The organism is Pseudomonas sp. S11P7, assembly GCF_023195435.1.
GTDB lineage: Bacteria > Pseudomonadota > Gammaproteobacteria > Pseudomonadales > Pseudomonadaceae > Aquipseudomonas > Aquipseudomonas fluorescens_G.
The window spans coordinates 4,499,096-4,511,305 of sequence record NZ_JALPKS020000002.1 but is presented as its reverse complement, the minus strand read 5'-3'; the positions used below and the strand labels follow the sequence as shown (position 1 = coordinate 4,511,305).

Annotated in this window: 9 protein-coding genes and 1 pseudogene; 2 read left to right on the top strand and 8 right to left on the bottom strand. The window is 59.2% G+C overall.

Annotated elements, in window-relative coordinates; all coding sequences use genetic code 11:
• Positions 1–22: 22 nt before the first annotated feature.
• Positions 23–904 (top strand): LysR family transcriptional regulator, encoded by an 882-nt coding sequence (locus M0746_RS20860; RefSeq protein ID WP_258450454.1) that lies wholly within the window; start codon positions 23–25, stop codon positions 902–904.
• A 119-nt stretch (positions 905–1,023) separates the two neighbouring features.
• On the opposite strand, the pseudogene M0746_RS20855 reads toward M0746_RS20860, so the two are convergent.
• The 4 genes and pseudogenes from M0746_RS20855 to M0746_RS20840 all read right to left on the bottom strand — a co-directional run.
• A pseudogene (locus M0746_RS20855) lies at positions 1,024–1,134 on the bottom strand (SDR family oxidoreductase); the annotation flags it as partial.
• The gene (locus M0746_RS20850) at positions 1,128–2,411 is read right to left on the bottom strand and encodes a hypothetical protein (RefSeq protein ID WP_258450453.1); all 1,284 of its coding nucleotides are present in this window, start codon (positions 2,409–2,411) and stop codon (positions 1,128–1,130) included. The gene M0746_RS20850 and the pseudogene M0746_RS20855, both read right to left, overlap by 7 nt.
• A gap of 244 nt (positions 2,412–2,655) precedes the next feature.
• Positions 2,656–3,480, bottom strand: a complete 825-nt coding sequence (locus tag M0746_RS20845) for an SDR family oxidoreductase (protein ID WP_258450452.1) — start codon at positions 3,478–3,480, stop codon at positions 2,656–2,658.
• A 34-nt stretch (positions 3,481–3,514) separates the two neighbouring features.
• The gene (locus tag M0746_RS20840) at positions 3,515–3,979 is read right to left on the bottom strand and encodes a multidrug transporter (RefSeq protein WP_258450451.1); all 465 of its coding nucleotides are present in this window, start codon (positions 3,977–3,979) and stop codon (positions 3,515–3,517) included.
• Between the two features lie 168 nt (positions 3,980–4,147).
• Here M0746_RS20840 and M0746_RS20835 point away from each other — a divergent pair, with 168 nt between their 5' ends.
• Positions 4,148–7,003: an RHS repeat-associated core domain-containing protein gene (locus M0746_RS20835; protein WP_258450450.1), complete on the top strand. Its 2,856-nt coding sequence runs from the start codon at positions 4,148–4,150 to the stop codon at positions 7,001–7,003.
• Between the two features lie 76 nt (positions 7,004–7,079).
• Here the strand turns inward: M0746_RS20835 and M0746_RS20830 are convergent, their stop codons facing one another.
• The 4 genes from M0746_RS20830 to M0746_RS20815 form a co-directional block, all read right to left on the bottom strand.
• A complete protein-coding gene (locus M0746_RS20830) occupies positions 7,080–8,531 on the bottom strand; it encodes a mannose-1-phosphate guanylyltransferase/mannose-6-phosphate isomerase (protein WP_090281856.1) in 1,452 nt (483 codons plus the stop codon).
• Positions 8,532–8,633: 102 nt separating this feature from the next.
• Positions 8,634–9,290 carry an alginate O-acetyltransferase AlgF gene (locus tag M0746_RS20825; RefSeq protein ID WP_016771605.1) on the bottom strand — a complete coding sequence of 219 codons (657 nt, stop codon included), beginning with the start codon at positions 9,288–9,290 and terminating at the stop codon, positions 8,634–8,636.
• 14 nt (positions 9,291–9,304) lie between these two features.
• Positions 9,305–10,477, bottom strand: coding sequence for an alginate O-acetyltransferase (locus M0746_RS20820; protein WP_258450449.1), 1,173 nt, complete (start codon positions 10,475–10,477; stop codon positions 9,305–9,307).
• A 10-nt stretch (positions 10,478–10,487) separates the two neighbouring features.
• A complete protein-coding gene (locus tag M0746_RS20815) occupies positions 10,488–12,053 on the bottom strand; it encodes an MBOAT family O-acyltransferase (RefSeq protein WP_258450448.1) in 1,566 nt (521 codons plus the stop codon).
• Positions 12,054–12,210 lie beyond the last annotated feature (157 nt).

Here is a 12,210-nt window from a genome sequence, read left to right as displayed (position 1 = left end):
TTTGACAAGGAGCGCCTTGGTCATGGTCAGCCTGGATCGTTTTGACACCTTCAAAGCCGTGGTCGAAGCAGGTTCCTTGACCGCTGCGGCCGATACGCTGGGGCAGACGCGCGCGGTGGTCAGCTTCAACCTCAAGCGCCTGGAGGAAGAACTGGGCGTGACCTTGCTCACGCGTAACACGCGGCAACTGGCGCTGACCGATGCCGGTGAACGCTTTTATCGACGCTGTCTGCGCACGCTGGATGAAGCGCGGCTGGCGATCGAAGAGGCGCGGTCCGAGCACGCACAACTCAAAGGCACATTGCGCATCACCACGACTGTCGAGTTTGCCTTGGCTCAAGTGGTGCCGGCGCTGGAGGTGTTTCGCCAGCAGCAACCGCAATTGAACATTCATTTGTCGACGTCTTCGACACATGCCGATCTGATCTCCGAGCGCTTTGACATGGCGATTCGTCTGGGGCGCATGCACGACTCCAATTTGCGTGCGGTGCAGTTGTCGACGTTTGAAGTGTTTGCCGTGGCGGCGCCAGGATTGGTCGAGCGCTTTGCGCCGGTGGTGACGCTGGCCACGCTGGAGTCGATGCCGACCCTGGGTCATGGGCGAGTGCCGGAATTGACGGTGACCGATCCGGCCGGTGAGGAACATGTCTACCTGCCAAAACCGGGAACCACTGCCATCGTCGCGGACAATTCGGCGACGTTGCGGGCGTTCGCGTTGACCGGGCAAGGTGTGGCGATTTTGCCGCAATGGTTGATTCAGGATGATCTGGAAGCGGGGCGGTTACAGCGTTTGCTGGTGGATTACCGGTTTGCGCAGCAGGGGGTGTATGCGCTGTACCCGGATACCCGGCATTTGCCGCTGAAAGTGCGGGCGTTCATTGATTTCATGAAAGAGTGGCGCTGAGTGTTGACTGATCCGGCCTCTTCGCGAGCAGGCTCGCTCCCACAGGGGACCCTCGGCATGACAGAGAACCCATGTGGGAGCGAGCCTGCTTGCGAAAGCGTCAACCCGGTCTCAGAAAACTTTGCGCGTAACCCGAACCGCTTTATCAACGTCGATTCCAGCAATCCCTTTGGCAACAACTCCGCCAACAACGGCAACGCCCGGCAGCCATCGCCGATGCGGATCAACCGATGTAACTGTCAATTCGTCCTAACCCGCTCAAGTGCTCGAAATTGAAGGACAAAAAGATATAGTTGTCTGAGCGCGCGACTAATTGACAAGGCGGGAGTTTACCTACGTCCGCGTTGTTCAGTTTTACGTGACCCAGGTTGCCAAATTCCTGATCCGCCTGGCCATCCGGCAGAATCCGTGCCAAGTACAATTCGAGGTCTCCCGACAGCGCTACGATGCGGCCATCCTGCTGTATGTAGCCACAACGCCAGCGGACTCCCTCCGATGCCCCATCAAAGTGGGTGAGCAGGGGCTGGCCCCTATTGAAGATCCGATGCGGTGTGCCGTTGGGCGTCAGCAGGGTCAGCAGACCCTGGCTGTCTGGTTCTGCATCGGCCCCGCACTGCCCGAAACAAGCCAGGCTGCCATCGGATTTTTTGTTTAAGTCATTGAATTTACAGTCTTTTTGATTGATCCGAAGGATGTGGAGGCCCGGGGTTTTCGGATCGCCGAAGCGCTGATCAAGCTGGCCGTCATGGCTAATCCGGGCGACGTAAGCGTGATCCAGTCCGTGCCATAGTGCGTTTCCCGCAACCAGCAGTTTGTCTCCTTGTTCCAGACAAGCGTTGACTGCCGTGAACGGCCCGGTGGTGTCGACTCTGAAGTCCAGGCGGCCTGTACCGTTGAAATCGGTGTTCCACGAACCATCCGGACGGACGCTGAAGATACGCCCGCTGAAGTGATCGGAGGCATGCGGATCGACATAGTTCGCTGTCACGAAAAAATTGTCTTGAGTGGTGGTTTGCATGGTTTCCGATGTCACTACGAACTTGCTGCGCTCGGCGTTTTCGATGATGAGTCGTCCATGGTCACCAAAGCCTTCATCCACGTTTCCATTTTGATTGAAGCGGGCAATGACCAAATGTGCCCAGCCGTCATCTTCGCGGAGCGTCCAGCCCAGCAACAATAGCTTGCCATCGGCCAGCACCCTTACTTTGCCACTGCCACAGCTCTGACCTTTTACGAAGCTGGCGCTTTGAATGCCCTGTTCCGCAAATGTTTTATCGAGGCTGCCATCAGTGTGCAAGCGGATCAAGGCATAGACGCTGCGATCTGACTTACCGTTGAACAGTTCGGCCCCGATAATTATTTTTCCATCGGGTTGTAAAGCCAGTCCTTTAACCAAACGTGTTCCGTTAAATTCTTCGGGAAGATCCAGGCGACGCAGCGTAAGTTCGCCAGATACTCCGAAATCAAGGTTCGGACTACCGGGTTGATGTCGTTGAACAGTGTTCATGAGGACCTCTTGGTACAGACCCGCTTGATCAATGCGCTAAAGCATTGCTTCCAATGAAAGGTTTTCCTTTGCTCTTGGCCAACGCTGACCGCCGATCAATGAGTTACGCCAAGTTGCAGAAGTCCACCGATTTCCCGTTTGAGCATCGTGTGGCATCGGTCAGAGGTCGTCTACTGTCAGAGTTGACAGGTGTGCTATTGGAAAAAGTATGCACGAGTGGTTTGGTAACGATCGCGATACGGTCTCAGAGCTGCCCACATAATCCGAAGCGCTTCATCAACGTCGACTCCAGCATGCCCTTTGGCAATAACGTCGCCAGTAACGGCAACGCGCGGCTGCCATTGCCAATACGGATCAACCGCGGCGGCTTGCTCTTCTGCACGGCTTTGAGCAACACCGCAGCAAACTCTGCGGCCGGGGTCGGTTTGTCCTGCGAGGCCTTGGCCCGTGCGCGAATGCCTTCGCGCAGGGGGAACCACGGCGATTGCTCGTTGATCAGTTGCTCGGCTTCATGCCCGGCATTCTTGGCGAAGCTTGACTGGATCGCGCCGGGCTGCACTTCCATCACACGAATGCCGAACGGTGCCAGTTCCATGCGCAAGGCATCGCTCAGCGCATGCACCGCCGCTTTCGAAGCGCAATAGGCGCCGGCAAACGGCGTGACCAGTACACCGGACACACTGCCGATATTCACCACCAATCCTTTGGCTCGACGCAGCACTGGAAACAGCGCGCGGGTGACGCCGACAATCGAAAACACATTGGTCTCGAACTGCCGCTGCATGGCCGCTACGCCACCGTCGAGCAGCGGCCCCATCGCGCCGTAACCGGCGTTGTTGATCAGCACATCGAGGCCGCCATGCTCGCGGTTGATGCGCTCGCCCAGTTGCTCCAGCGCGGGGTTGTCATTGACGTCGAGTTGCACGGCGGTGAAGCCGGCGCTGGCTAACATCGCCACGTCTTCGGCCCTGCGCGCAGTGGCCCAGACCTGGTAACCCGCCGCTTTGAAGGCATCGGCGAGGGCGCGGCCGATGCCGCTGGAGCAACCGGTAATCAACGCAACGGGCATGGCGCATTCCTTGTGCAGAAAATGAAAGGGGAGATCAATCGGAGAAACTGCCCTGCAAATGCTCGGCGCGAAACTCCAGGGTCTGCGGACGATAACCGGGACGCAGCGGTGGCAGCGGCAGGCAGTCTTGCCAATTGCCGCCGGCCTGCAATTCACCGGGGCCGCGATAGCGCGGGGCAGTGTACTGGTTGTCGGCCAGGTTGACCGTGTCGCCCGGGGCATAAGCCGCGATGCGCCAGCGCAGTTCGGTCAGCGGTACGTCGTTGCCGTTATTCATTTTCAGTTGCAGTGGGCGATCGGCCGGGCATTGATCCGGCGCGTAGGCAATGCGCAGTTCCAGCCGCGCCAGTTGCTTGATCTCGCGGTTGTCCAGCCACACCACCCACATCGCGACAACACCCAGGCCAATCGCCGCCGCCACGGACACCGGCAGCGCCTTGGCCGGATAGCGCAGCAACAGGATCAGCCAGGTGATGACCAACAGGACGCCGATGAACATGCTTGAACGCTCCGTGGATGAATGAGCCCATCCTACCGAAGGCGTTGCGCGATGGATATTCATGTCGGTTATCAGGTCACCGTTGGTCGGGACTGTAATTTCTGACAGTGGTGCTGCCTAGCCTGCACCGGTTAACTGGTCCAGGGCACACACGGACGTTGACAGATCATGGGCATCCACAGCAAAACGCCAACGCTAGCCGTCAACGATTCGCGGGGGTTGGCAATCCTGACGATCAATTACTGGCGGGCCGATGCAGCGCTGCCCAGCGAGAAGCGGATCGAGCGGACGCTGCGCGACCCGGCCGGACGCGCCGTCAAGCAATGGGACGCACGGCTGTGGGCTCTGCAGGCGGACGATCCCGATACGCCGCCCAGTGTCGTCAGCGTCTGCGCCTTGAACGACAGCGTGCTGCGCTCGGTCAGCACCGATGCCGGGGGCAGCGTCCATTTGCGTGGTCTGGCAGGCGAGCAACTGCTCGGTTGGGACAGCAGAATGACCCGCCGTGAGGTTGAATACGATGATCTGCTGCGACCGCTCGCCGTGTTCGAAGAAGGTGCTGGCGTGCCGCGGCGCTGTGCCGAACGTTTTGCCTATGGCTCGCCCGATGCTGGCGACCCGCTGCACAATCAGCTCGGACAATTGATCCGTCATGACGATCCGGCCGGCAGCGTGCTGTTCGAGCAGTTTTCAATCACGGGACAGTGCAGCAAAAACACTCGGCATTTCACCCTTGAACCGGTTACCCCAGACTGGCCGGAAGCCGTCACGGATCGGCAGAAACTGTTGGAAGCCGGCGCGGGCGCGTCTACGCATCGACGCTTTGCGCCCTACGACGCTGTGCTGGAACAGGTGGATGTCGGCGGTCATCGGCAGACATTCGCGTTGACCCTCGATGGTCGTTTGCGCGCGGTTGATCTGCAGCTCGGGTTGCAGACGGAGGGCTACCCGGTTGTCAGCGATATACGCTACGACGCACACGGGCAAGTCACACACGAACTGGCGGGCAACGGGGTGCTGACTACGCTGGGTTACCGTGCCGAAGACGGTCGGTTGAGCTCGCGTCATGCGCAGGACCGACTGGGCAATGTGTTGCAGCACCTGCTTTATGACTATGACCCGGTAGGCAATGTAACGCGTATCGAGGATAAGGCATTGCCAGTGCGCTGGTTCGCCAACCAGCGCATCGAACCCGTCAGCCTTTATTGCCACGACAGTCTTTCGCAACTCCGCCAGGCCAGTGGTTGGGAAGCCGGCATCGCCGGTGGCGGGCCGACCGCGGTCGCCAATTACACTCAAAGGTACCGTTATGACGCCGGCGGCAATTTGCTCGAGCTGACCCACGTTGGCGCACAGAGTCCCGGGCATCAATTGCAAGCCGCGCGCTATAGCAATCGCTGTCTGCCCTGGCGCAATGGTGTACCGCCTGATGAGGCAGAGATTGGCGCGGCGTTCGATGCGCGGGGCAATTTGCTGTTGCTGGATCAGGGGCGCCAGTTGCAGTGGAATCTGCGCAATCAGCTGGACTCGGTCGTGGCCGTGCAACGCGAATCAAGGGTTGATGATCGCGAAAGCTATCTCTACGACGGCGCCGGTCAACGTGTACGTAAAACGCGATTATCCCTGGCCGGCGCACGCAGTCTGCTCACCGACGTCCGTTATCTGCCGGGCCTGGAAATGCGTGCCGACACCGGCACCGGGGAAAGGCTGCAAGTCATCATCGTAGAGACCGGACTCAACAGCGTTCGCGTTCTGCACTGGGAGAGCCCGCCACCGACCGGTATCAACGATCTTTACCGATACAGTTTCAGCGATCATCTGGGTTCGATCAGCCTTGAGCTGGACGCTGATGGGCAACTGATCAGTCGCGAGCATTTCTATCCCTTCGGTGCGACGGCATGGGCGGATGAGCCCGACGTCAGCTACAAGACAGTGCGGTATTCAGGCAAAGAGCGTGACGCGACCGGGCTTTATTACTATGGGTATCGCTATTACATGCCGTGGTTGCAGCGCTGGCTCAACCCGGATCCCAAAGGATTTGTCGATGGGCCGAATCTCTTTCAAATGGTTGGCAATTCGCCCATCCGCTACGCGGACAGCGATGGTGCAGGCAAAGATGAAAAGATGCTGGCGCAAAGCATGAACAACCAACGCAAGCTTCTGGACTCCGTAGGCTCCACCGTTTCTGTGATTCAAAACTCGATTATCAATCAGCTCCAGCCGGGGCAGCGTTTTCGAGCGCTGATTCGGCGAGTCCTTACACAGGCTGGCAGCACCGCAGCGAGTGCGCTTGGCACTGCCGCCGGCGGCTCTGTCGGGACACTCGTAGGCGGACTGGTCGCGACGCCTGCAGGGGGCGCCATGGGCGGAGTGATAGGCGCGAAGGTTGGCGGCAAGATGGCAGGCAAACTCTTTGACAAGACGGCGGATGCCTTCCAGTTGAACAGGCCGATCAACCTGACCGGGAATGAGTTGAATCCCAAAGCCCTCATCGAAAGCGTCGATCGAGCTCAATTCAAGCTATCCGGGCTTCCCATGCGAGCCAGGTTGCAGGTGCAGATCCAGATGCAGGCGCATGATCCGCGAGACGCCGAGGGGCGCGCGCTTGTCGCTGACAAGCTCATGGACGCAGCGACGGACAAAGTGATCTCCAAGGTGGAAGATTCGATTGGCTCATTGGCCTCGGGAATGGTCGGTATCGCGCGTGAGTTCCACCGCGCCGGTCAGGGACTGAATGCGGATGCCTTGAGCCAGGTTTATGACGACGCAGCTGACACCAGTGCCATGCTGGAATACAGAACACAGGCCATTGCCGTTGAGTTTGCGGGTATTGGCAGCAATGACCCCGAATTGTTTGAAAACGTCGCCGCGCTCTCCAGCCAGACACAGGGTACCGTGCAGAAACTGAGCCGTACGCAGGACTTCATTGGTTTGGTGGCACCCAAACCTTATGCGGGACGAGCGAATTCGCTGGGACAGCGCACCGGCCCGATTCTGAAGCGGCAAAAGACAGTCGGTGGCTGAATGAAAAAGCCCCCGCCCAACCCGCTGCGGATAGGGGACGCAACGGGCTGGACGAGGGCTTCTTTTTTCAGAGCGATTACTGCGCGATGGTTTTCACCGACACGCCGCGTTCGATCGGGGTGGAACGGCCGTAGATATCTTCGAAACGTTCGATGTCGTCTTCACCCAGATACGAACCCGACTGAACTTCGATGATTTCCAGCGGGATCTTGCCCGGGTTACGCAGGCGATGCACCGAAGCGATCGGGATATAGGTCGACTGGTTTTCGGTGAGCAAGAACACGTTCTCGTCGCAGGTCACTTCGGCGGTGCCGCTGACCACGATCCAGTGTTCGGCGCGGTGGTGGTGCATCTGCAGCGACAGGCACGCGCCCGGCTTGACCGAGATGTGCTTGACCTGGAAGCGGCCACCCATGTCCACCGAGTCGTACGAGCCCCACGGACGATAGACTTCACAGTGGTTCTGGGTTTCGCTGCGGCCCTGTTCGTTGAGCGTGTTGACCATCTGCTTGACGCCCTGAACCTTGTCCTTGTGGGCGATCATCATGGCGTCTTTGGTTTCGACCACAACGATGTTTTCCAGACCGATCACCGAGACCAGTTTGCCGTTGCCGTGGATCATGCAGTTCTTGCTGTCCTGAATCACCACATCGCCTTTGCTAACGTTGCCGTTGGCGTCTTTTTCGTTGACTTCCCACAGCGACGACCAGCAACCGACATCGCTCCAGCCAGCGGTCAGCGGCACGACGCAGGCGCGCTGGGTTTTTTCCATCACCGAATAGTCGATGGAGTTGTCCGGGCAGCAGGCGAACGTGGCTTCGTCCAGGGTCACGGTGTCGGCATCCTGCTGGCTGCGCTCAAGGGTCAGCAGGCAGGTGTCGTAGATGTCCGGATCGTGCTTTTTCAGTTCTTCGAGGAAACGGCTGGCGCGGAACAGGAACATGCCGCTGTTCCAGTAGTAACCGCCGGATTCGACGTATTCGGTGGCGCGCTTGACGTCCGGTTTTTCAACGAAGTGCGAAACACGGCTGACGCCTTCCGGCAGCAGCGAATCGCCAGTGGATTTGATGTAGCCGTAACCGGTTTCCGGTTTGGTTGCCGGCACGCCGAACAGCACCATTTCGCCATTTTCAGCGGCGACGGTGGCCAGGGCGAGAGCGCGCTGCAGGGCTTTCTGGTCTTCCAGAACGTGGTCGGCCGGCAGTACCAGCATCAACTCGTCACGGCCTTCATTGACCAGCATCATCGCGGTCAGCGCCACGGCCGGTGCGGTGTTGCGGCCGAACGGTTCCATCAGGATGCGCTGGCATTCCAGGTTGCGATTGGCCAACTGCTCGTTGACGATGAAACGGTGATCCTTGTTGCAGACCACGATCGGGGTGTCCATGCCTTCGAACACCAGACGTTCCAGGGTTTGCTGGAACAGCGTGTGTTCGCCGGTCAGGGCGAGGAATTGTTTAGGGAACTGCTTACGCGAAAGTGGCCACAGACGCGAACCGCTACCACCTGACAAGATCACCGGAATCATAATGTTTACTCCATAAAATGCAGTTGAGAGCTGCAAGCTGCAAGCGGTGAGTTAGAAGCACTTCACTTGCAGCTTGAAGCTAGTAGCTGATAGCTCGAGCGATTAGCGAGTCGACACCGGGCGTTTCACCCAGACTGGCGACAGGTTGCTGCCGTTACCGGTGACGTACAGCACTGCTGCTTCACCGCGCTCCAGAGCGACGGGTTTGACGTCGCCGACTTTCTTGTCACCTTCGTACAGCGCCAGGCTGACTTTCACCGGGTTGATTTCACGTTCGCCACGGCCCTTGGCAGCCACGTTCGGCACCACTTCGGTCTTGCCGTCGGCGGTCTTCAGGGTCAGCGGCTTGTCGCTGAGGTTCTGCACGCGCACCAGGGATTTCTGCTTGTTCTTGAACGGCGGCTCTTCGATCAGTTGCGGCGCGCCGGAGGCGTTGTTGACCAGGGTGTAGTAGTGGTCACCGGCGAGTTTCACCGGCAGGGTCTGGCTGCCGACCTTGGCGCTGTAGTCGCCGCCCGGCATGAAGCTGAAATCGCTGCTGGCCAGTGGCGCGATGTCGCTCAGGTTGGTGCTGCCGACGGTGGCGCTGACTTCAGCGTTGCTGGCGTTGTAAACGCGCACGAAGGTCGAGCCTTTCGGTGCAGTCGGGCCGTACAGCGCGGCGTCGCCACCGGCGAAAGCAGGGACGGAAAGCACGCTGAGGCCAGCGACCAGAGCGAAGCTTTTAGCGAGACGACGAGGAGTAGTAGTGAAAGTCATGGTGTACCTCTCTTTCAGTTTTGCGCCCGATCGGGCGTCTCGGATTTAGTGTTGATGGCTACGTTTTGTTGGCGGGCGCCGGCTTGTTTGAGCTCTGCGACCCACTGTGGGTCGGCGTCGCCGATTTCGTTGTTCACAGGCAGATATCGTTCAGGAAACTCCCAGATCAGCACTTGTGGCGGGCTGTTCTTGAAGTCATCGCTTTTCAGGTAGCTGAGCATCGGCAGGATCGGGCCGTGGCCGTCTTCGGCGTAATTGACCACGTCGCTGTGCAGTGCCTGCTTCAGCGCGCCGACGAAGTTCCAGTTCGGGTTGGCGCTGTAGCTGGTGCCAATCAGCGCGACCGGTACTTCGCTGTTGGCGAACAGGGCGTCGTCACCGGCAGGCTGCTCGGCGGCCACGGTGTTGCGCTTCTGCAATGGCTCCGGCGCCGGCATCATGTTTTCGAACAGCGGATCGAGCGGCAGGAACAGACGCAGATCGCCCTTGTGCGTGACCGTCTCCGCCGGCGTGGTGACGAAGCGCTGTGGCTCGCCGCTGAGCGGGAATTTCTCGGCAATGGTCTTGGCCAGGGTGTTGGCGGCGATTTCGGCACCTTCCGGAGTCCAGTGGGTGTCGGTGCGAAGGAACACTTGCTGACCGTTCTGCTTGGCCTGTTGCAACGGGCCGAGCAGGTCAGGGGCGAGGATCTTGTCGCCGGCAACGCGGGCATGGAAGTCCTGATAAAGGTTTGCGTGGATGCTCGAAGGTTTCACTTCATCCAGATGTTCCGGATAAAGGCGCGCCTTGGCCGGAACGATCGCCATTACCAGCTTCACGCCTTTGTCTTTCAAGGTCTGGCGCACGCCTTCGACCAGCGCGTAGTTGCCTTGCAGGTTCAGCTCTTCGTTGACGATCGGGTTGAATTCCTCGTCGCTGTACAGCCACTGATCGCGACCGAGCACCACGCCCGGACGACCTTCGTTGAACAGTTTGAAATCCAGCGCGGCCCAGAGGTTGGTGCCCAGACGCTTGATCGGAAATTCATCGTCATAGTGGGTTTCCACCGCTTTGGTCCAGCGGCCGTTGAGCACCGTCGCATCGGCGTTGGTGCTGAAGCCGAAGAAGCTGCGAACCGACCACAGACCGAGGACCAACAGCGTCACCAGAAACAGGGCGATGTAGAAGATGCGTAATGAGCGGGTCATGTCAGATCCCTCAGAACTGGAAGTAAAGGAACGGCGAGAAGCTTTGCGCCGAGAGTTTGAGAATCGAGGCAATGAACAGCAGCAGGATCAGCCCGCGCATCACGTAGCGCGACCAGTCAGCGGTCCAGTAGGCCGGTTGCACCTGGGCTTCGACGCCGACGGTGTAGCCAGGTTCATGGATGCTCGCCGGGTTTTCGCCAGGCGCTGCCTTGATCATTCCAGGCGTTGCAGTCGCAGGACCATCGGCCTCGACGTTGACCGCAGGTTTGGTCTTGGCTGGCGGCTGATTGGTGTACAGATCACGCAGTCCGAAGAACGCCAGGGTCAGGTAAGCCACCACCAGGGTTGCCACTTGCAGACCGGTCAGGCTGGCCTGATTGAGTTCCGACAGCGACCAGTCACCGAAGCTGAACATTGCGCCGTACATACGCCCGGCAACGTGCAGGTTCTCGGCACGGAAGATCACCCAGCCCATCACCACCAGCAGGAAGGTCAGCGCCCAGCGGATCGGGTTGAGGCTGCGCGGCGAGGTGTTCAGGCCGAGCATTTTTTCGATCGCCAGCCACATGCCGTGCCAGGCGCCCCAGATGATGTAAGTGATGTTCGCGCCGTGCCACAGACCACCGAGCAGCATGGTCAGGAACAGGTTGCGATAGGTCATCAGCGTGCCTTTACGGTTACCGCCCAGGGTGATGTACAGATAGTCACGCAGCCAGGTCGACAGGCTGATGTGCCAGCGGCGCCAGAACTCGGTGATCGACTGGCTGATGTACGGCTGTTTGAAGTTCTCCATGAAGCGGAAACCCATCATCAAGCCCAGGCCGATGGCCATGTCGCTGTAACCGGAGAAGTCGAAGTACAACTGCGCGGTGTACGCCAGTGCGCCGAGCCATGCGTCGCCGGTGGTCGGGTTTTGCAGGGCGAAGCAATGGTCCGCAACCACCGCGAGGGTGTCGGCGATGAAGACTTTCTTGATGAAACCCTGCATGAACCGCGTGCAGCCCTCGGAGAACTTGTCGAGGGTGTGCTTGCGGTTGTTGAACTGGTCGGCCAGATCGCGGAAACGCAGGACCGGACCGGCAATCAGGTGCGGGAAGATCGCCACGAATGCCGCGAAGTCGATCAGGTTACGCGTGGCAGGGGTGTCGCCACGGTATACGTCGATGATGTAACTGATCGATTCGAAGATGTAGAACGAAATACCGATCGGCAACAGCACGTGCGTGAGGATGAACGGCTCCAGACCCACCGACGTCATCATCGCGTTGATGCTGTCGACACCGAAGTTGGCGTACTTGAAGTAGCCGAGAATGCACAGGTCGACGGCCACGCCGAGCAGCAGCCAGCGCTGGGCCGGTTTGGTTCTGACGCCGGCGGCACCGACTTTCAGGCCGATCCAGTAGTTCCACAGCGTGACGGCTGCGAACAGCGCGAGGAAGTCCACACGCCACCAGGCGTAGAACACGTAGCTGGCGATCAGCAGCAGCAGGTTGCGATAGCGTTGCCCGCTCAAGTAGTACAAGCCGAGAAAGATCGGCAAGAACAGAAACAGGAACACGTTGGATGAAAATACCATCCCGATCTCTCCATGTTTGAACCAACAGTCAAGGGCCAAAGCCCCCCCAAACCCCCCACGTGAAACCGGGTGGTTGTATGATCGTTCCCACGCTCTGCGTGGGAATGCCTCTTGTGACGCTCTGCGTCACGCTTTGGGACGCAGAGCGTCCCGTGCT